At 63.4% G+C, this 20,814-nt stretch carries 17 protein-coding genes and 1 tRNA gene; 12 read left to right on the top strand and 6 right to left on the bottom strand.

What is annotated here, in order from left to right; genetic code table 11:
* Positions 1-103 precede the first annotated feature (103 nt).
* The 3 genes from L0962_RS06000 to msrB all read right to left on the bottom strand — a co-directional run bounded on the left by L0962_RS06000 (position 104) and on the right by msrB (position 2,606).
* Positions 104-853, bottom strand: a complete 750-nt coding sequence (locus L0962_RS06000; RefSeq protein ID WP_234085437.1) for a hypothetical protein — start codon at positions 851-853, stop codon at positions 104-106.
* Between the two features lie 6 nt (positions 854-859).
* Positions 860-1,738 (bottom strand): FapA family protein, encoded by an 879-nt coding sequence (locus L0962_RS05995; protein ID WP_234085436.1) that lies wholly within the window; start codon positions 1,736-1,738, stop codon positions 860-862.
* A gap of 472 nt (positions 1,739-2,210) precedes the next feature.
* On the bottom strand, positions 2,211-2,606 hold the full coding sequence (gene msrB / locus L0962_RS05990; RefSeq protein ID WP_234085435.1) for a peptide-methionine (R)-S-oxide reductase MsrB: 396 nt from the start codon (positions 2,604-2,606) through the stop codon (positions 2,211-2,213).
* A gap of 87 nt (positions 2,607-2,693) precedes the next feature.
* Here msrB and L0962_RS05985 point away from each other — a divergent pair, with 87 nt between their 5' ends.
* The gene (locus tag L0962_RS05985) at positions 2,694-3,389 is read left to right on the top strand and encodes a YecA family protein (protein WP_234085434.1); all 696 of its coding nucleotides are present in this window, start codon (positions 2,694-2,696) and stop codon (positions 3,387-3,389) included.
* A 67-nt stretch (positions 3,390-3,456) separates the two neighbouring features.
* On the opposite strand, the gene L0962_RS05980 is transcribed toward L0962_RS05985, so the two are convergent.
* The 3 genes from L0962_RS05980 to L0962_RS05970 all read right to left on the bottom strand — a co-directional run bounded on the left by L0962_RS05980 (position 3,457) and on the right by L0962_RS05970 (position 7,186).
* The gene (locus L0962_RS05980) at positions 3,457-4,911 is read right to left on the bottom strand and encodes a DegQ family serine endoprotease (protein ID WP_234085433.1); all 1,455 of its coding nucleotides are present in this window, start codon (positions 4,909-4,911) and stop codon (positions 3,457-3,459) included.
* Between the two features lie 190 nt (positions 4,912-5,101).
* Complete coding sequence (locus L0962_RS05975; RefSeq protein ID WP_234085432.1) at positions 5,102-6,634, bottom strand: fumarate hydratase; 1,533 nt, start codon at positions 6,632-6,634, stop codon at positions 5,102-5,104.
* A 15-nt stretch (positions 6,635-6,649) separates the two neighbouring features.
* Positions 6,650-7,186: a TIGR00645 family protein gene (locus L0962_RS05970; RefSeq protein WP_234085431.1), complete on the bottom strand. Its 537-nt coding sequence runs from the start codon at positions 7,184-7,186 to the stop codon at positions 6,650-6,652.
* A gap of 263 nt (positions 7,187-7,449) precedes the next feature.
* Between L0962_RS05970 and acs the strand changes: the two genes are divergently transcribed.
* The 11 genes from acs to L0962_RS05915 all read left to right on the top strand — a co-directional run bounded on the left by acs (position 7,450) and on the right by L0962_RS05915 (position 20,520).
* Positions 7,450-9,414 (top strand): acetate--CoA ligase, encoded by a 1,965-nt coding sequence (gene acs / locus L0962_RS05965; RefSeq protein WP_234085430.1) that lies wholly within the window; start codon positions 7,450-7,452, stop codon positions 9,412-9,414.
* A gap of 211 nt (positions 9,415-9,625) precedes the next feature.
* Positions 9,626-9,820, top strand: coding sequence for a hypothetical protein (locus L0962_RS05960; RefSeq protein WP_234085429.1), 195 nt, complete (start codon positions 9,626-9,628; stop codon positions 9,818-9,820).
* Positions 9,821-12,532, top strand: a complete 2,712-nt coding sequence (locus L0962_RS05955; RefSeq protein ID WP_234085428.1) for a sensor histidine kinase — start codon at positions 9,821-9,823, stop codon at positions 12,530-12,532.
* A 12-nt stretch (positions 12,533-12,544) separates the two neighbouring features.
* On the top strand, positions 12,545-12,913 hold the full coding sequence (locus tag L0962_RS05950) for a response regulator transcription factor (RefSeq protein ID WP_234085427.1): 369 nt from the start codon (positions 12,545-12,547) through the stop codon (positions 12,911-12,913).
* 57 nt (positions 12,914-12,970) lie between these two features.
* Positions 12,971-15,130 (top strand): exonuclease domain-containing protein, encoded by a 2,160-nt coding sequence (locus L0962_RS05945; protein ID WP_234085426.1) that lies wholly within the window; start codon positions 12,971-12,973, stop codon positions 15,128-15,130.
* A gap of 111 nt (positions 15,131-15,241) precedes the next feature.
* The gene (locus L0962_RS05940; RefSeq protein ID WP_234086215.1) at positions 15,242-17,161 is read left to right on the top strand and encodes a DUF294 nucleotidyltransferase-like domain-containing protein; all 1,920 of its coding nucleotides are present in this window, start codon (positions 15,242-15,244) and stop codon (positions 17,159-17,161) included.
* A 2-nt stretch (positions 17,162-17,163) separates the two neighbouring features.
* Entirely contained in the window at positions 17,164-17,817 is a 654-nt protein-coding gene (locus L0962_RS05935) for a hypothetical protein (protein ID WP_234085425.1), read from the top strand.
* Between the two features lie 5 nt (positions 17,818-17,822).
* A complete protein-coding gene (locus tag L0962_RS05930; RefSeq protein ID WP_234086214.1) occupies positions 17,823-19,850 on the top strand; it encodes a sodium:solute symporter family protein in 2,028 nt (675 codons plus the stop codon).
* Positions 19,851-19,853: 3 nt separating this feature from the next.
* Positions 19,854-20,108: a sodium/substrate symporter small subunit gene (locus L0962_RS05925; protein WP_234085424.1), complete on the top strand. Its 255-nt coding sequence runs from the start codon at positions 19,854-19,856 to the stop codon at positions 20,106-20,108.
* A gap of 21 nt (positions 20,109-20,129) precedes the next feature.
* Positions 20,130-20,393, top strand: a complete 264-nt coding sequence (locus L0962_RS05920; protein WP_234085423.1) for a hypothetical protein — start codon at positions 20,130-20,132, stop codon at positions 20,391-20,393.
* A gap of 36 nt (positions 20,394-20,429) precedes the next feature.
* A tRNA-Ser gene (locus tag L0962_RS05915) sits at positions 20,430-20,520 on the top strand.
* The last annotated feature ends 294 nt before the right edge of the window (positions 20,521-20,814 follow it).

The raw sequence follows: 20,814 nt of genomic DNA, 5'->3' as shown, positions 1-20,814 counted from the left end.
GTTGGCTGGAATGCCGGTGTTCAGGGAAAGGCGTAATACTGGCATACCTGCCGGTCGATTCCCACGTTTCTGCCGAGCCGGGGGCTGTTTCTCCTGGCGGGCCTCAGTCAGGCGGATCGACCGGCAGACCGCGAGGTGAATTTCCTTCGTGCCGTTCCGCGGTCGCGCACAACAGCCCGCGGTCGCGGAGCTCGGCCAGGCTCCAGCCCGCGCCGAGCAGCAGCATGCGCGTGTCGAGGCTGTCCGCCCGGTGCGGGGCGAGATCCGGGCCCAGGTCGTGCATGCGTTTGTCGCGCAGGGCGATCCAGCGCAGCCGGTGGCGGCGGGCGAGAGACTGCCACAGCGCATGCGCGCTCTCCGACTGCCGCGCGCCGCTGAGCAGGCAGAAGCCGCGGCCGAGTGCCCAGTCGTAGATCGCGCTGGCGATACCGCGCCCCCGGTAGGCGACTGCATACTTGGAGTGCGGAGAACGGACGTGGCGATCGGTTCGCCGGTCGACTTCGATCAAGCGGTTGAACACCGTATAACCGGCAAGGCGGCGGCGTGCCACGTCTTCGACGTAAACGAAGTGCTCGCCGTCCGCCTCGCGATGCCGGAAGTGCAGACCGGGGCCCGGTATCGGGAGTGGCGTGCCGCAGTGGATCGGGTCGCCGGGCGTCTGGCGTCTTTCATACAAGCCATCGAGTTCGCGCTCGATACCCTCGTCGGTGTGGTCGACGTCGATACGCAGTTCCGTGCGTAGCCAGCGGATCGCGGCCTGGCGCGCACTGGCGAACGGGATGCGCAAACGATGCACGGCCGAATCCGGCGGGAGGGCGGTAACCGCCGTCGGCAGCAGGGCGATTGCATTCATCGTGCGTCACCCTCGGCCGGCTTCCGGGCCGGCCCAGCAGCCGCTCAACAGCAAATCCGGGCGCTCCGCCGCGCTCACCCGGGCGCAACTCTCCCAGTTCTCCTGTTGCACATCGAGACCGGCGAATACCCCGTAACCGGCACCGGCCCGGATCGCCTCGCCAGCCGTCAGGCTTTCGCCGACCCGGATGCTGCCCCCGGCACCGATTCCGGCGCCGGCCCTGATGCCCCAGCCGGCCATCAGATGCCGGCCGGCGTGGATGCTTCCGCCGGTGGCGATGCCCTGTCCGGCCTGGAGGTTGTTGGCCACCCGGATATCGCCGCCGGCGTGGATTCCCTTGCCGCAATGAACGTCGTTTTCCGCTTCCAGATCGTGGCCGATGCTGGCGTTGCCGGCAATCCGCAGGCTCTTGCCGCAATGCAGCCCCCAACCGGTACGCAGATCGCCGTCGCAGCGCAGTTCGTCGGCACAGGCGATGCCCCAGCCGGCGTGCAGATCGCCAAGGACGGTCAGTTTTCCGCCGGTGCGGATGTTGCCGTCCACCCGCAGATCGGCGCCAGTCTTCAATTCGCCGCCGACTCGCAGGCCGCCCTGCGCCCGCAGCGATCCGCCGATCAGCAACGGCCCGTCGATATCCACGCTGCCGCGAACCTCGAGCGTGCCGGCGAAAACCATGGCTTCGGCCGCCATTTCGTCGACCACACGACGCTCGCTGGTCGGGCCGAAGCGTTCGAGCAGCCAGCAGGCGTCCCCGACGCGGCCGTCGGCCACCAGCTTGTCCAGTAGTTCCTGGTAGTTTCCGGCCTCGCCGAAATGCCGGACGAACCAGCGGAATCCTGCGGAACAGGGCTGCTTCGCCCTGACGAAACTTCTTGTGAGAATCATTGGCATCACCTTCGTGCATTACCCACCGCGCTCCTGGCACGGTATGTGGAATGCAGCCTCCGGTGAATACCCGTTGCGGGGCAGCCCGATAAAACGGGCAGACCGCGAGCGCGGTCTTTCAGAAAGTGTCGTAACGGGTTCCCGTCGGCTGCACGTTGAACGGAAAGCGCGATTCGCCTTCCGGGCAATGTGCCGTGCGGGGAGTGGGCTTCAGCCCTGGTGGTATCCCCGCACGGCCTGGGAAAGCACGGCGGGAGACCCTGTGATCTTGAAGGCGAGCTGCGTCTGCAGGTCGCGGGCCGGCATGGCTTCGCTGTGTCGGCGCGCACCGTCGTCCCTCCGCGACGATGCGCGGCGGGAACAGGAATGGCGGTGGGCGGTCAGGGACATCAGTCGCGGGAGCGGTGAAATGGAAGGGGCTATTGTAGGCCAGGATGCACCGCGATGGTGCCCGGTATTGCCGTCCTGACGTTCAGTCGTCCCGTTCCAGGGTCAGCGATGCCGAATTGATGCAGTAGCGCAGGCCGGTCGGGGCCGGGCCGTCATCGAAAACGTGGCCGAGGTGGGCGCCGCAGTGGTGGCAGGTGACTTCGGTGCGCAGCATGCCGAAGCTGCGGTCGACGTGCTCGTCGATCAGATTTTCGTCGTTCGGGCTGTGGAAGCTCGGCCAGCCGCAGCCCGAGTCGAACTTGGCTTCGGAGCGGAAGAGCGGCGCGTCGCAGCAGACGCAGCGGTAGGTGCCGGTATCGTGGCAGTCCCAGTAGATGCCGGTGAAGGCGCGTTCGGTGCCCTTGCGGCGGGTGACCTGGTACTGGAGTTCGTCCAGCTGTTCGCGCCATTCGGCGTCGGTCTTTTCGATTCTGGCCATGCGTTCCTCCGGGGAAATGTGGCGGGCAATGCCGGCTTGGACCGGCGTTCGGGAGTATGATTCAGGGCTTCGCAAGGATAACCGACGATGAATCCGAATCCCCTGACTGAAGCCGATCTCGACCGGCTGGAAGAATTGCTCGAGGCCGAAGTGTTCAATGGCGAGGCGATGCGTCTCGATGAAGCCCAGGCGGCACTGTGCGCGGTGGTCAGCCACCCCGATCCGGTGGAACCGGCGATGTGGCTGCCGGAAATCCTCGGCGATGCCGCCGACAAGGGGGGCGACGTGGTGGTCGAGGAGACCGTGCAGTTGTTGATCCGGCTGAATAACGACATTGCTGCCGCGCTGCTGGCCAACGAAACGATCTCGCCCCTGCTCTACCCGGTCGAGGAAGATTCCGAGGAATACGATTTCGCCGCGTGGGCCGATGCCTATGTGTTCGGCGCCGGCATTGCCGGCGACTGGTACGAACTGGCCGGCAAGCATGCCGAAGATCTGGACGAGTTGCTGGAGCCGCTGTTCATCCTCAACGGCATGCTCAAGGAAGACGCCGAAAAAAATGGCCAGCGCTGGTTTACGCCGGCCGAAGAGGCCCGTCTGCTGGCCGACATCCAGGACAACCTGCCGGTGATCGTGCAGACCCTGTACAACTTCTGGCGCGCCAAGCGCGGCGGCGGTACGGTTCAGCACGACGAACCGAAAACCGGGCGCAACGATCCCTGTCCGTGCGGCAGCGGCAAGAAATTCAAGCAGTGTTGCGGTAGTCCGGAAAAGTTGAACTGATCGCCTTCGCTTCCCCGAATTGAAAAGGCCACCCGCGGGTGGCCTTTTTGCCGGGCGTTTTTCGGCGTCAACCGAGGTCGACCGGAACGAAGAGGCGGGCGTTGTCGCGTTCGATCAGGATGGCCGCTTTTTTCCCCGATTTGTCGAGTAGACCGCGCAGTTGTTCGACACTGCTTACTGGCTGGCCGTTGACCGACAGGATCACGTCGCCCCGCTGGATGCCGGCACGGGCAGCCGGTCCGCCGGCCTGCTCGACGAGCAGCCCGCCGGGCAATTCGGCAGCGCGTTTTTCTTCCGGCGTCAGTGGCCGGACGGCGACACCCAGCCGGCCCTTGGCCGGCGTCGCATCGTCGTCGGCAGCGGCCTGCTTTTCTTCGCCGAAGGCGCCGACCTTGATGTCGATGTCGCGCGTCGACTTGCCGCGCCAGACCTGCAGCCTGACCGACTCGCCCGGCCGCTTGCCGGCAACGACGGCCGGCAGTTCGCCGGCGGCCTGTACCGGCTGGCCGTCGATGCCGAGGATCACGTCGCCGGCTTCGAGCCCGGCCCTGGCCGCAGGACCGCCTTTTTCGACGGAGGAGACGAGGGCGCCACTCGGCTTGCTCAGGCCGAAGCTGTCGGCCAGCGCCTGGTTGATTTCCTGGATGGTGACGCCGAGCCGGCCGCGTTCGACCTTGCCGTGCGTGACGATCTGCCGCTCGACGTTCATCGCGACCTCGATCGGGATGGCGAAGGACAGCCCCTGGTAGCCGCCGCTGCGCGAATAGATCTGCGAGTTGATGCCGATCACCTCGCCGTTCATGTTGAACAGCGGTCCGCCCGAATTGCCCGGATTGACGGCCACGTCGGTCTGCAGGAAAGGCACATAGCTGCCATCCGGCAGGCTGCGCGACTTGGCCGAGATGATGCCGGCGCTGGCGCTCGATTCGAAACCGAAGGGCGAGCCGATGGCCAGCACCCAGTCGCCGACCTGGGCGTTCTTCGAGTCGCCGATGCGGACGGTCGGCAGATTCTTGCCGTCGATCTTCAGCACGGCGACGTCGCTGGCCTTGTCGAGGCCGACGATCTTTGCCTTGTATTCGCGCTTGTCGTTGAGCTTGACGATGACTTCCTCGGCGTCGGCGACGACGTGGGCATTAGTCAAGACGGTGCCGTCGGGCGACACGATGAAGCCGGAACCGAGACCGCGCGTCGGGGTTTCCTGTTGCGGAATCATGCCGCGGAACTGGCGGAAGAACTGGAAGAAGGGATCGTCGGGATCGATCTGCGGGCCGCTGAGCGCCGTCTTGCGATTGCCGGTGACGCTGATGTTGACCACGGCCGGGCCATTGCCGGCGACGATGCTGCGCATGTCCGGGTAGCCCGCTGGCACGGCTGCCGGGGCAAGCAGCGGTGTGGCGACGGCGGGGGGCGGCAGATTGTTCGGACCGTTGGCCGGTTGCTGCCCCAGGGCGTAGGCGCCGCCGATCGCCGCCGATACGGCGACGGCGGCAACGGTGAGTTTCAGGCGATTGAGTGGCATGCGGACCTCCTGTGGAAAAAGTGCATGCCGGCAAATATGGCGTCGCCCGGGAAAAATTCCATTAGCGCTTGTGCGACGATTTGTGACAATTTTTTTCGGCGATTTTTGTTGCATTGCAACATCGATCGACAGCGGCAACGCCGGGCAATAAAAAAGCCGCCCGCAGGCGGCTTTGGCTGAGTTGGCCGGATCAGGCCTTGACCGGGATCTTGCCGATCTTGACCTGCCATTCCTTCGGGCCGCTTTCGTGCACGTTGGCGCCGGTCGAATCGACGGCCACCGTCACCGGCATGTCCTGCACGTCGAACTCGTAGATGGCTTCCATGCCGAGGTCGGCGAAGCCGACGACCTTGGCCGACTTGATCGCCTTGGCGACCAGGTAGGCGGCCCCGCCGACGGCCATCAGGTAGGCCGACTGGTTGTCCTTGATCGCCGCGATGGCCGTGGGGCCGCGCTCGGACTTGCCGACCATGGAGATCAGGCCGGTCTGTTCGAGCATGGCGCGCGTGAACTTGTCCATGCGCGTGGCCGTGGTCGGGCCGGCCGGGCCGACGACTTCGTCGCGCACCGGGTCAACCGGGCCGACGTAGTAGATGATGCGGTTGGTGAAGTCGACCGGCAGCTTTTCGCCCTTGGCCAGCATGTCGGTGATGCGCTTGTGCGCAGCGTCGCGGCCGGTCAGCATCTTGCCGTTGAGCAGCAGCTTCTGGCCGACCTTCCAGGAGGCGACTTCTTCCTTGGTCAGGGTGTCGAGATTGACGCGGGTCGCCGACTTGACGTCCGGCGTCCAGGTCACGGCCGGCCAGTCTTCCAGCTTCGGCGGTTCGATTTTGGCGGGGCCGGAACCGTCCAGATGGAAGTGCGTGTGACGGGTGGCGGCGCAGTTCGGGACCAGGGCAACCGGCAGGTTGGCAGCGTGGCAGGGGTAGTCGAGCACCTTGACGTCGAGCACGGTGGTCAGGCCGCCCAGGCCCTGGGCGCCGACGCCCAGCGCGTTGATCTTCTCGTGCAGTTCGAGGCGCAGTTCCTCGGCGCGGGTCAGCGTTGCACCGGAGGCGGCCTTGGCCTTCAGTTCATGGATGTCCACCGGCGCCATGATCGATTCCTTGGCCAGCAGCATGGCCTTTTCCGGCGTGCCGCCGATGCCGATGCCGATGATGCCGGGCGGACACCAGCCGGCGCCCATTTCCGGGATCTTCTTGAGGACCCAGTCGACCAGGTCGTCGGACGGGTTGAGCATGGCGAACTTGGACTTGGCTTCCGAGCCGCCGCCCTTGGCCGCGCAGATCACTTCGACGTGATGGCCTTCGACGATCTCGAAATGCACCACGGCCGGGGTGTTGTCCTTGGTGTTCTTGCGGGCGCCGGCCGGGTCGGCCAGCACGGAAGCGCGCAGCGGGTTGTCCGGGTTGGCGTAGGCGCGACGGACACCCTCGTTGATCATTTCCTGGATGCTCATCGTCGCATCCGGCCAGGTGACCTGCATGCCGACCTTGATGAAGACCATGCCGATACCGGTGTCCTGGCAGATCGGGCGATGGCCTTCGGCGGCCATGCGCGAGTTGGTCAGGATCTGGGCGATGGCGTCCTTGGCCGCGGGCGCTTCCTCGCGCTCGTAGGCCTCACCGAGGGCCTTGATGTAATCGAGCGGGTGGTAGTAGCTGATGTACTGGAACGCATCGGCGACGGACTGGATGAGGTCTTCCTGTTTGATGGCGGTCATGCAAGAACTCCGTTCTTAGTGGTGTTTTTGATGTTGCAGGGCGAGCGTCTGGGTCATGGTCTTGTCGACCAGGGCCATGGCCAGCGCGGAAACCAGGAATACGAGATGGATGATGACCTGCCACATCAGCGTGTGCTCGGTCAGGTTGGCGGCATTGATGAAGCTCTTCAGCAGATGAATCGACGAAATGCCGATGATGGCCGTCGACAGCTTGATCTTCAGCACGCCGGCATTGACGTGCGACAGCCATTCCGGCTGGTCGGGGTGGCCTTCCAGGTCGAGGCGCGAGACAAAGGTTTCGTAGCCGCCGACAATCACCATGACGAGCAGGTTGGCGATCATCACCACGTCGATCAGGCCGAGTACGACCAGCATCACCTCGGTCTCGCTGAAGTGCGCACTGTCGAAGGCGTTATGTACCAGATGGCTCAGTTCGACCATGAACAGCCAGCAATACACCACCTGGGCGACGATCAGGCCGATATACAGCGGGGCCTGGATCCAGCGGCTGGCGAAAATGAAATTTTCGAGATGTCTGACGGCTTTGTTCATTATGAATGTCGGGGCGGCATGCTGTGGGGGGGCGAAGTTTAACATGCTGCGGTCCACCTGCCGGAATCGCCGGAATGCTGCGCCGCAGCGTGATTTCGTAAGGGGTTTGTAAGATTATCGTCGTGTAATGCCGCCTCGACGCTGCCTTTTCGTCGTCGCAAGCGACCACAGCGTGTACGGCTTTAATTACATCCCGGGGGGGAGACCCCGAGATCCGATCGGTTGTTTCAACATAATTGCGAAGTACCGCAGAGGAGAAAAATATGTCGAATGAGTCCGTGCAGTTCTATTACCCGTCCGAAGAGACCGTCAAGAATGCGGCGGTTTCCGGAATGGAAGCCTACAAGGCTCTGTGCGCGGAAGCTGAAAACGACTACGAAGGTTTCTGGGCCAAGCATGCCCGCGAACTGATTACCTGGAAGCAGCCGTTCAACCAGGTGCTTGACGAGTCGAACGCCCCGTTCTACAAGTGGTTTGCCGACGGCAAACTGAACGTTTCCTACAACTGCCTCGACCGTCAGGTCGAAGCCGGCAAGGGCGACAAGGTCGCCATCATCTTCGAAGCCGATAACGGCGACGTGACCCGGGTCACCTACAAGGAACTGCTGAGCAAGGTCTGCAAGATGGCCAACCTGCTCAAGGCCAAGGGCGTCAAGAAGGGTGACCGTGTCGTCATCTACATGCCGATGACCATCGAAGGCGTCGTCGCCATGCAGGCCTGCGCCCGCATCGGCGCCACCCACTCGATCGTGTTCGGCGGTTTCTCGGCCCAGGCATTGCGCGACCGCATCAATGATGCCGGCGCCGTCCTGCTGATCACCTCCGACGGCCAGTTCCGTGGTGGCAAGGCGCTGCCGCTCAAGGCCATCGCCGACGAGGCACTGTCGATGGGCGGTTGCGACACGCTGAAGGGTGTCGTCGTCTTCAAGCGTACCGGCATGGACGTCACCATGGTCGCCGGACGCGACGAATGGCTGCATGACGGTCTGGCCGCTCAGGCCGATACCTGCGAGCCGGAATGGGTCGATGCCGAACATCCGCTGTTCCTGCTCTACACCTCGGGTTCGACCGGCAAGCCGAAGGGCGTCCAGCATTCGACCGGCGGCTACCTGCTGCACGCGATCCTGACGATGAAGTACACCTTCGACATCAAGGACAGCGACGTTTTCTGGTGTACCGCCGACATCGGCTGGGTCACCGGCCACACCTACATCGCCTACGGCCCGCTCGCCTGCGGCGCCACCGAGATCGTCTTCGAAGGCGTGCCGACCTACCCGGACGCCGGCCGCTTCTGGAAGATGATCCAGGATCACAAGGCCACCATCTTCTATACCGCGCCGACCGCCATCCGCTCGCTGATCAAGGCGGCTGATGCCAACGAAGCCGTGCATCCGAAGAGCTACAACCTGTCGTCGCTGCGTATCCTGGGTTCGGTCGGCGAGCCGATCAACCCGGCGGCCTGGGAGTGGTACTACCACAACGTCGGCGGTGGCAAGTGCCCGATCGTCGACACCTTCTGGCAGACCGAAACCGGTGGTCACATGATCACCCCGCTGCCGGGTGCGACGCCGTTGGTGCCGGGCTCCTGCACGCTGCCCTTCCCGGGCATCCAGTTCGCCGTGGTCGATGAGACCGGTGCCGAATTGCCGTGGGGCCAGGGCGGCATCCTGGTCTGCAAGAAGCCGTGGCCGTCGATGATCCGCACGATCTGGAACGACAACGACCGTTTCGTGAAGTCCTACTTCCCGGCCGACTTCCAGGGCAAGCTGTACCTGGCGGGCGACGGCGCGATCCGCGACAAGGATACCGGCTACTTCACCATCACCGGCCGTATCGACGATGTGCTGAACGTTTCCGGTCACCGCATGGGCACGATGGAAATCGAATCCGCGCTGGTCGCCAATCCGCTGGTCGCCGAGGCTGCCGTCGTCGGCCGTCCGGACGATCTGACCGGTGAAGCCATTGTCGCCTTCGTGGTGTTGAAGGGTGCCCGCCCGACCGATCCGGAAGCCACCAAGAAGCTGGTCAAGGAACTGGCCGACTGGGTTGGCAAGGAAATCGGCCCGATCGCCAAGCCGAAGGACATCCGGTTCGGCGACAACCTGCCGAAGACCCGCTCCGGCAAGATCATGCGGCGTCTGCTGCGTGGCCTGGCCAAGGGCGAGGAACTGACGCAGGACACCTCGACGCTGGAAAACCCGGCGATTCTCGAGCAGTTGAAGGGCTAACGGCGTTGCGCCGGGTTTTGCCCCTGGGCGGAACCCGGACCGGCAACCATCCCGCGGTGCGCTTGCCTCGCCGCGGTCAGGTTATAACAGGGCAGGAGGAGACGATGGTCGCCCATAAGAAGGTGACCCGAAATGTGGTCGCAAGGTACCGCATGCCCGGAACGGTCGGCACGCTTGGCGTGTCGACCGTTTTTATTTTGCGCGGTGTGCCATGAGGCGCGGCAGCCGTTCCCGGCAGCGGCTGGGGGCCCTGGCGCTGTGCGGCCTGCCGCTGCTGGGCTTTCCCATCCTCGGCCTGGCGCAGGGTGAGTGGTTGGGCTGGCCGGCCGGCTTTGTCTATCTGTTTGCCGTATGGGCCGGGCTGATCGGCCTGGCTGCCTGGATTGCCGAAGGGCGGGGCCGCTAGATGCTTTCCGGCTTCGTCGTCGCGCTGGTCACCATGGCTTATTTCGGCCTGCTGTTCGCCGTTGCGCGCTGGGGGGATGCGCGGGCCGATGCCGGGCGCTCGATCATCACCGCCAACGTCTATTCGCTGTCGCTTGCGGTCTACTGCACTTCATGGACGTTTTTCGGCAGTGTCGGGCGGGCGACCTCGGGCGGGCTTTCCTTTCTGACCATCTATCTCGGGCCGACCTTGATGCTGATGTGCGTCGGCGTGGTGATCAAAATGATCCGTATTGCCAAGGCGCAGCGGATCACCTCGATCGCCGATTTCATTGCGGCGCGTTACGGCAAGAGCCAGCAACTGGCCGGGTTGGTGACGGTGATCGCGGTGATCGGCATCGTGCCCTACATCGCGCTGCAATTGAAAGCCGTGGCGGCCGGGCTGGACATGGTTTTCGGACAGTCCGAGCATTCGGTGCGCCTGCTCGGCATGGATTCGACCTTGCTGGTCGCCGGCGTGCTGGCCTTGTTCACGATTCTTTTCGGGACACGCCATCTCGATGCCACCGAGCGTCACGAGGGGATGGTGGCGGCGATTGCCGTCGAATCGGTGGTCAAGCTGCTGGCTTTCCTGGCGGTCGGAGTCTTCGTCACCTACGGCATCTACGACGGTTTCGGCGATTTGTTCAGTCGGGTGGCCGGGCACCCGGAATTCGCCCGTCTGCTCGATCCGGACAGCGCCCGGTCGGGCAACTGGATGGCCTTGCTGGTGCTGTCCGGGTTTGCCATCCTGTTCCTGCCGCGGCAGTTCCAGATCATCGTCGTCGAGAACGTCGACGAATCGCATCTGAAACGCGCCGTCTGGCTGTTTCCGTTGTACCTGCTGCTGATCAACCTGTTCGTATTGCCCCTGGCGCTCGCCGGGCTGATTCATTTTCCGGCCGGGACGACCGATCCCGACAGTTTCGTGCTCAGCCTGCCGCTGGCGCACGGTGCCGACGCACTGGTGCTGTTCGCCTTCATCGGCGGATTGTCGGCAGCGACGGGCATGGTGATCGTCGAAACCATCGCCTTGTCCACGATGATCTGCAACGATCTGGCGATGCCGCTGCTGTTGCGGTCGACCTGGCTGAAACGCAGAAAAGCGGCGGACCTGTCGGGCGTGCTGATTGCCATCCGCCGCACGGCCATCGTCGGCATTTTGCTGCTCGGCTACGTCTACTTCCGCGCCGCCGGCGAAGCCTATGCGCTGGTCGGCATCGGCCTGATTTCCTTTGCCGCGGTAGCCCAGTTTGCGCCGGCGATGTTCGGCGGCATGTACTGGAAGCAGGGAACGCGTGCCGGTGCACTGGCCGGCTTGCTGGCCGGTTTCTCGGTCTGGGCCTACACCTTGCTGCTGCCGTCGTTTGCCCGTTCGGGCTGGATGGATGGCAGTTTCGTCGAGGTCGGATTGTTCGGCATCGGCTGGCTGAAGGCTCAGGCCCTGTTCGGTTTGGCCGGACTGGATGAAATCTCGCATTGCCTGTGGTGGAGCCTGCTGGCCAACCTCGGTGCCTATGTCGCGGTATCGCTGGCGACGACGCCGGATGCGGTCGAACTGGCCCAGGCCGAGCGCTTCGTCGATGTTTTCCGGCAGACGGAGCGCTTGCCCGGTGCGCATCTATGGCGCGGCAAGGCTTCGCTGGATGAAGTGGTCGAGTTGCTCAAGCGTTTCCTCGGGCCGGCGCGGGCGCAACAGCAGTTGATCCATTACGCGCGCTTGCGCGGCCTGGACGACTGGCGGCGACTGCCGCCGGATGCCGCATTCGTGCATTTTGCCGAGAGCGAACTGGCGGCCGCGATCGGTTCGGCCAGTGCCCGGCTGATCGTCGCCAACGCGACGCGCGAGGAGGATCTCGGGCTCGACGAGGTGCTCGACATCCTCGACGAAGCCAGCCAGGTCCGCGCCTACAGCCGGGAGCTGGAAACCAAGCAGCGGGCGCTGGAAGCGGCCACCGGGGAGTTGCGGGCGGCCAACGAGCGCTTGCGCGAACTGGACCGGATGAAGGACGACTTCATTTCCACGGTGACGCATGAATTGCGTACGCCGCTGACGTCGATCCGGGCCTTTTCCGAATTGCTGTACGACGATCCGCGCCTGGCGCTGGCGGAGCGCCAGCGCTTTCTTGGCATCATCGTCGGCGAGACCGAGCGGCTGACCCGTCTGATCAATCAGATCCTCGATCTGGCGAAGATGGAATCCGGTCGGGCCGAATGGACCACCAGCGAGGTCGATGTCGGCGCCGTTGTGCGCGACGCCATGGAAACGCTCGGCCAGTTGTTCCGCGACAAGGGGGTTCGGCTCGACGCCGAGATCGCCGAATCCCTGCCGCCGGTGCAGGCTGATCGGGACCGGTTGATGCAGGTGGTGGTCAACCTGTTGTCGAACGCGGTCAAGTTCGTGGCGGCGGACAGCGGCGTGGTCCGTGTGGCGGTCGGGGAAGCCGACGGCGCGCTGCGGGTGACGGTGGCCGACAACGGTCCCGGGCTGACTCCCGCCGAGTGCAGCCAGGTTTTCGAGAAGTTCCGCCAGGGCGGCAACACGATGACCGACAAGCCGCAGGGAACCGGTCTTGGTTTGCCGATCAGCCGGCAGATCGTCGAGTACTTTGGTGGTAAGCTGTGGGTCGAAAGTGCGCCCACCGCAGGTGCCACCTTCATATTCACGGTGCCCTTGCCGGCACCGGAAGCATAAGCAGGGGAGACCATGAAGAAGATTTTGATCGTCGATGACGAGCCCAACATCGTCATTTCGCTCGAGTTCCTGATGAAGAAGGAAGGTTTCGAGGTCGCCGTCGCCGCCGATGGCGACGAGGCGCTGAGCCGTGCGGCGGCGTTCTCGCCCGACCTGATCCTGCTCGACGTGATGATGCCGAAGAAGTCCGGTTTCGAAGTGTGCGAAGCCTTGCGTGCCGACCCGGCCCAGGCCGCGTTGAAAATCGTCATGCTGACGGCCAAGGGGCGCGATACCGAGGTTGCCCGAGGGCTGGCGATCGGAGCCGACGCCTACGTCACCAAGCCGTTTTCCACGAAGGATCTGGTTGTCCGCGTCAAGGAACTGCTCGGCTTGGCCTGAGCTCCCTGCTGCGGTCGACGCCGCCGCTGCGGCAATTTTCGGTACGGAATGAACGCCATGAAGGCAAAAGCACGTTTTCTGATCGCCGTCGTCGTCCTGGGCCTGTTGATGACCGGCCCGTTCATCGTCACCTCGTTCCTGGTCTGGGTGGACATGAAGGAGGGCGAGCGGCTGATGCTCACCGAACTCCTGCTGTCGCGCCTGCCGCTTGGCACGACGATGACGCTGTTCGGTTTCACCATCGGCTGCTTCGTGTTGCACAAGCTGTTCAAGCAGTACGTCGAAGGCCTGCTCGGCATGGGCGAACAGTTGCGCCTGATGCTCGGCGCCAACCGCAATTTCCGCGTCAAGCAGGAGGGGCCGCCGGAAGTCCAGCAACTGGCCCAGGCGGCCAACGATCTGGCCGCCCAGCGCGATGCGCTGATGAGCGATGTCGAAGCGCAGATCGCCGAAGCCAAGGCCTCGGTCGAGGAAGAGAAGAATCGACTCGCGGCGTTGATGTCGGAGCTGGCCCAGGCGGTCGTCGTCTGCAACCTGGATGGCCGCATCCTGCTTTACAACAACCGGGCGAAACTGCAGTTCAAGGCCTTGTCGCAGGGGCCGACCTCGGTGGCCGGCGGTGCGTTGATCGGCCTGGGGCGTTCGATCTTCTCGATCCTGGAGAAGAACCAGATCGAGCATTCGCGCGAGGTGATCCGTCAGCGGCTGGCGGCCGGCAAGACGCCGATCGCCAATTTCATCACCACCGCGCGCGGCGGCCAGCTGCTGCGCATCCAGATGGTGCCGGTGCTGGCGGCGGCCGGCGAGGAGGGGCAGGAGGCGGCGATGTCCGGCTACGTGCTGACGGTCGAGAACATTACCCGCAGCCTTGAAGAGGAATCGCGCCGCGACCAGGCCCTGCACGATCTGACCGAGGGCAGCCGGGCGGCGCTGGGCAGCATCCGGGCGGCAGTGGCGAACCTGATCGATTACCCGGACATGGATGTCGAATTGCGCGAGCGTTTCGTCAAGGTGGTCGATGACGAGGCGTCGCGGATGAGTCGCAAGCTCGACCAGACCATGCATGACTTCGCCGATTCGATGAAGTCGCGCTGGCCGCTGGAGGATGTGCTGGCCATCGACATCGTGGCGGCCGCCCAGCGGCGCATCGAAGATCGCCTGCACCTGCCGACCAAGACCGAGGAAATCGACGATACCTTATGGATCAAGGCCGACAGCTTCTCGCTGGTCTTCGCGCTGGTCTTCCTGGCGTCGCGCCTGCAGGATCACTACGCGCCGCGCGAACTGCGCTTCCGCATCATCAACGACGGCAAACTGGCGTATCTGGACCTGATCTGGGCCGGTCCGGCGATGTCTTCCGAAACCTTCTATACCTGGGAAGGCGAGAGCCTGCAGGCGCATGGCGAGACCTCGTCGCTGACCTTGCGCGAGGTGATCGACCGGCACGGCGGCGAAATCTGGTACCAGCGCGAAAAGGCGGCGCATCGCGCCTTCTTCCGGTTCGTGTTGCCGGTGGCGACGCCGACCGCCGAACTGCCCGAGGAACGGCGCAGTACCGGTCGTCCGGAGTATTACGATTTCGACCTGTTCAATTTCGAGGACCAGACGATCGATCTGGATCGCAAGCTCTCCGAACTGGTTTACACCGTGTTCGATACCGAAACGACCGGGCTGGAGCCCTCCAACGGTGACGAGATCATCCAGATCGGTGCCGCCCGCATCGTCAACAACCGCCTGCTCAAGCAGGAAACCTTCAATCAGCTGGTCGATCCGGAGCGGCCGTTGCGCCCGGAATCGATCCCGATCCACGGCATTACCGAAGACATGGTGCGCGGTCAGCCGAACATCGATATCGTGCTGCCGGCGTTTCACGCCTTCTGCGAGGATACCGTGCTGATCGCCCACAACGCGGCGTTCGACATGCGCTTCCTGCAGCTCAAGGAAGAGCGGACCGGCATCCGGTTCACGCAGCCGGTGCTCGATACGCTGCTGCTCTCGGCGGTGATTCATCCGAACCAGGAATCGCACAAGCTGGATGTGATTCTGGAGCGGCTGGGTATCGTCATCGATGCACGACATAACGCGCTGGAAGATGCGATCGCCACCGGCGAGGTGTTTCTGAAGATGGTCCCGCTGCTTGAGGAAAAGGGCATCGTGACGATCCGTCAGGCGCTGGAAGCCGCCGAGAAAACCTACTTCGCCCGCGTCAAGTACTGAGCTGGAGCGGGCCGTGGTCATCAACCGTACCTATTTAAAGAAAAAGAGGGAGCCGTGAGTACACAGGAAGCGCAGGTTGGGACCGGCGTCGATGTCGGTCAGGTGGAAGCCATGCTTCGCCAGGAAGGGCAGAAGCGGGCGGCCGGCAATACGCTGGCCTTCCTGTCGCGACATGCACCATTCAACAAGATGGCGCAGGCGTCGCTGCAACTGTTTGCCGACCGGGCGCATATCGCCTTCTACCCGGCCGGCAGCCTGATCGTCGGGCCGGAATCGGGCAACGTACGCTACTTCCACGTCATCGAAACCGGCAAGGTGCAGGCGCGCCAGGCCGGGGAAGTGGCGATGACCGAGTATTCCATCCTCAGTCTGGGGCCCGGCGAGTGTTTCCCGATCGGGGCGGTGACGGCCGGCCGGCCGTCGACCAATTTCTACACGGCGGTCGAGGACACCTTCTGCTATCACCTGCCGGCCGAGGATTTCCTGACGCTGATGGCGAGCAGCCCGGAATTCAACCTGTTCTGCACGCAGTACATCGCCAGCCTGCTCGACCAGTCTCGTCGCCAGTTGCAGGCGCAGTTCGCCCAGAAAGCCAGCGAGCAGCAAACGCTGAATTCTCCGCTGTCCGGCATCGGCGCCCGCGAACCGTTGTCGGTCCAGCCGCAAACCCCGCTGCGCGCGGCGCTGCAGGCGATGTCGCAGCACGGCGTCGGTTCGATGGTGGTGGTCGATCCCGAGGGCAAACCGCTCGGTATCTTCACCCGCAGCGATCTGCTCGATCGCGTCGTGCTTGCCGACCTGCCGCTCGATGCGCCGATCGAAGGCGCGATGTCGGCGACGCCGTGCATGCTTGAAGAGCATGCCACCGCCTACGATGCGATGCTGGCCATGGCCACGCACGGGATTCGCCACGTGCTGGTCGTCGACCACGGCGGCCGGCTGACCGGGGTCGTCTCCGAGCGCGATCTGTTCGCGTTGCAGCGGGTCGGCCTGCGCCAGATCCGGCAGGCGATCGAATCGGCGCCCGATGTCGAGTCGCTGAAGGCGTCGGCGGCCGATGTCCGGCAACTGTCGTTCAACATGCTGGCCCAGGGCATTGGCGCCGAGCAACTGACGCAGTTCATTTCTGCCCTCAACGATGCGTTGACCCGGCGTGTCATCCAGCTCAACCTGGAACGCCACAATTTCGACGGCATCGACTGGGCCTGGCTGGCTTTCGGGTCGGAAGGGCGCGACGAGCAGACTTTCAGCACTGATCAGGATAACGGCATCGTGTTCGCGGTACCGGACGGCGAGGACAAAGCCGTGCTGAAGCAGCGTTTCCTGGCTTTTGCGCTGGATACCAACAAGGATCTCGACAAGGTCGGCTTCCCACTGTGCAAGGGCAACATCATGGCCAGCAATCCGCAGTGGTGCCTGACGCTGGATGAATGGAAGTCGCAGTTCGGGAAATGGATACGCACGCCGGAACCGGTGGCCTTGCTCAATGCGACGATCTTCTTCGATTTCCGGCCGCTGTACGGCAAGGCCGCGCTGGCCGACGCGATGCGCCGACATCTGCTCGACCTGGCCTCGGCGACGCCGATCTTTTTGCAGGCGATGGCGCGCAATGCCCTGGATGTCGGCCCGCCGCTGGGCAAGATCCGCGACTTCGTCACCGACCTCGAACCGGATCATCCGGGCAAGATCGATCTGAAGAAATACGGCTCGCGCATCTTCGTCGATGTCGCGCGCATCTATGCGCTGGCCGCCGGCGTGCACAGCACCAATTCGATCCAGCGCCTGCGGCTGGCGTCGCAGAAGATGAACATCAAGGGCGACGAGATCAACGCCGTGCTCGACGGCCTCAACTTCATCCAGCTGCTGCGCCTGCAACACCAGTATCTGGAAGGGGAACCGGGGCGCCAGGGCGACAATCTGATCGATCCTGAGAAGCTCAACGAACTCGATCGGCGCATCCTGAAGGAATCCTTCCGCCAGGCGCGTAAAATCCAGTCCCGGCTGAAGCTCGATTACCAGGTGAATCACTGACCATGTTCGGCATCAAGAAATTTCTGTTCGGCGACGGTTTGCGCGAGGACCTGCCGGCCGACGTGCGCGCCACCGTCGAACAATGGCTGGCAGCGCCGGCCGATGGCCTGGAGTCCTCGCATTTCCTGACGCGTTACGTCGTCGTCGATGTCGAAACGGACGGCAATGGCCGGTTGACCGGCATCGCGGCGAGCGTGCTGCATCAGGGCGTGGTGCAGCCGGCGCTGGGGATTTTTGTCGATCTCGACGCGTCGACCGCAGATGTTGCTACGGTCGACCGCCGTCTGGCGGCATTTTTGCGATTTGTCGGCAAGTCGCCGCTGGTGTCGTATCACCTGGCCTATGTCGCCGGCCTGCTGCAGCCGGCCATCAAGGCCAGGCTCGGCGTGGCCTTCGAGCCGCGCTGGGTCGATCTGGCCTGGTTGCTGCCGGCGATGTTCGGCGAAATCAGCCATCAGCCGATGCCGCTCGACGACTGGCTGACCGCCTTTGGACTCGATGTTGGTAACGGCCGGCGTTCGGCGATGGAAAATACGCTGGCGCTGGCCCGCCTGATGCAGATGCTGGTCGTCCGGGCCCACGCCAAGGAGGTCGATACGGTCGAAGCGCTGATCGACGAAACCCGGGCCAGCAGCCACTTGCGGCGGACCCATTGAAGCGGCTGTTGTCTTCGCTGACCCGGCTTCAGCGTTACTACCTCGCCTATACCAGCGTCTTCCTGTTCTTCGTGCTGGCTCTGGCCGTGCTCGAAGAGCACGGCATGCCGCCGCGCTGGGTCGGCTACGCTTTCCTGGTGTTCACCGTGTCGATGTATGCGGTGATCGGCATCTTCAGCCGGACCAGCGACATCTCCGAGTATTACGTGGCCGGCCGGAAGATTCCCGCCTTCTTCAACGGTATGGCGACCGGCGCCGACTGGATGAGCGCCGCATCCTTCATGGGGCTGGCCGGTACGCTCTATCTGTCCGGATTCCAGGGGCTGGCCTACGTGATCGGCTGGACCGGCGGTTTCGTCCTCGTCGCGCTGTTGCTGGCGCCTTATCTGCGGCGCTTCGGGCAGTTCACGATTCCCGATTTCCTGAGCGCCCGTTATGGCGGCAATACCGTCCGTCTGGTGGCGGTGGCGGCGGCTATCCTGGCATCGTTCGTCTATGTGGTTGCGCAAATCTACGGCGTCGGCGTGATCACCAGCCGCTTCGTCAGCCTGCAGTTCGAAATCGGCGTTTTCGTCGGTCTGGCCGGCATTCTCGTCTGCTCCTTCCTGGGCGGCATGCGGGCGGTGACCTGGACGCAGGTGGCGCAGTACCTGATCCTGATCGTCGCCTACATCACGCCGGTGGCGATCCTGTCCTACAAGGTGACCGGCATGCCGGTGCCGCAGGCGGTTTACGGACAGGTGCTGAAAAAGGTGACGGCGCTCGAAAACGAATTGTTCGATGCACCGGCCGAACAGCAGGTTCGCGAGTTGTACCGCGAGCGGGCCGACCGCTACGCGGAAAAGATCATGCAGTTGCCGCAGTCGCTGCATCTGGAACGCCAGCACCTGTCGGAAGAAATCAACCGGCTCAAGGCCGGCGACACCCAGATGCGCGAGATCGTCGCGCTGGAGCGTCAGCGGCGTGATCTGCCGCACGATCCGGAGGCGGCGAAGGCGCGCTGGGAAAACGAGATGTTTTCTGCGGTCGACCGCAGCAAGGTGCCGGTTCACCACGCGCAGGCCTTTCCGGGGGAGACGCCGGAACAGCAGAAGGCCCAGCGCCTGAATTTCCTGGCGCTGATTTTCTGTCTGACGGTCGGTACGGCGGCGCTGCCGCACGTGCTGATGCGCTACTACACCACGCCGACGGTGGCCGAAGCCCGCCATTCGGTGTTCTGGTCGCTGCTGTTCATCACCATTCTGTACGTCACCGCGCCGGCCTACGCGGTCTTTGCCAAGCACGAGGTGCTGACCAATCTGGTCGGCATCTCGATCACCAAACTGCCCGGCTGGGTTGCCGCCTGGAGCAAGGTCGGTCTGGTGTCGATCGAGGACATCAACGGCGACGGCATCCTGCAACTGGCCGAACTGTCGCTGAATCCGGACGTGATCGTGCTGGCGACCCCGGAAATCGCCGGCATGCCTTATGTCGTCTCCGGCCTGGTCGCTGCTGGCGCACTGGCCGCGGCATTGTCGACGGCGGACGGTCTGCTGCTGACCATCACCAGCGCGCTGTCGCACGACGTGTATTACCGGATTTTCCGGCCCGGTGCGTCAACGCAGTTCCGGCTGGTCATTTCCAAATCCTTGCTGTTGGTGGTCGCCGTGCTGGCGGCAACCGTCGCCGCACAGAAGCCGGGGACCATCCTGTCGATGGTCGCCTGGGCCTTCTCGATCGCCGGTTCGGCGTTTTTCCCGGCCCTGGTGCTGGGCATCTTCTGGGCCCGGGCGACGCGAGCCGGCGCGATTGCCGGCATGCTCGCCGGTCTCGGCATCTCGCTGTTCTATATCCTGCGTCTGGAGTTTTCCAGTCTGCCCTGGCTGGGCTTGAGCGATTTTCCGATGGAGCCGTGGTTCCATCTGCAATCGACCTCGGCCGGCGTGTTCGGCGTGTTCGGCGGCTTTCTGGTCAATATCGTGGTCAGCCTGATGACCAAACCCGGCGACGAGGCAAAAGCCTTCCTGGCCCGTATCCGGCAGGTGGAGGGCTAAGCCGTGCCGACCAATACCCCGTACTGGCGCCAGACCCGTCGCCTGACCTTGTTCCTGTTGCTGCTCTGGTGCTTGCTGACCTTTGGCCTGAACTGGTTTGCCTCGGCACTCAACGAATTCGACTTTCTCGGTTTTCCGCTGGGCTTCTATATGGGCGCCCAGGGCATCCTGCTGCTCTACCTCTGGCTGATCTGGTGGTACAACCGAAGGATGGACCGCCTGGACGAACGCTACCGCGAAGACTCACCGCTCGAATAAGACGATTGCATGGAAATGCTCTTGTTCGCCATCGCCGCCTTGCGCGCCATCATCGAAATGCTCGGCTTGTGCCTGATCGGGCAGGGAGCACTTTTCGCGATTGCCGGGCGGAACAGCGAGAAAAATCCGATATACGCGATGTTCCGCCTGATCACCGAGATGCCGGTCCGCCTGTTCGCGCATCTGCTGCCCGCAGCCAGCGCGTCCTGGCTGAAAAACCTGTTTGCTTTCGCGATGCTGTTCGTGCTGTGGATCGGACTCGCCATTTTGCGAAAGTTTGTTTGACCCCGCGTCCCGTTCTGCTACAATGCGCGGCTTCCCGGAGAGGTGGATGAGTGGTTTAAGTCGCACGCCTGGAAAGCGTGTGTAGGTTAATAGCCTACCGCGGGTTCGAATCCCGCCCTCTCCGCCAGGACATAATGAAAACCCGCATGGCTACAAGCTTTGCGGGTTTTTTCTTGTCTTGATTTTGTTATGACGAATATATTGATAGATTTCTAATGTACGCTTGTTTCCGAGAGCAGGTGTGCCCATTTTGTGCCCAAATTGTCCTCATGATTATCCGTTTTGGTGTGACCGTGTTGTGCGCCTAACATGCAACTAAGCGTTTGATTAAAAAACAAAAGATTGTTGACATTGGATAAGCTGAGGGTAATATCCGGCCACGATGAGAACATCACTTGACCACCTCGCTCTGCGCTTCTCA

It is taken from the genome of Azonexus sp. R2A61, assembly GCF_021401135.1.
In the GTDB taxonomy this organism is placed as follows: Bacteria; Pseudomonadota; Gammaproteobacteria; order Burkholderiales; family Rhodocyclaceae; genus Azonexus.
The sequence above is the reverse complement of the archived record's forward strand: the minus strand, read 5'-3'. Positions and strand labels throughout refer to the sequence as shown.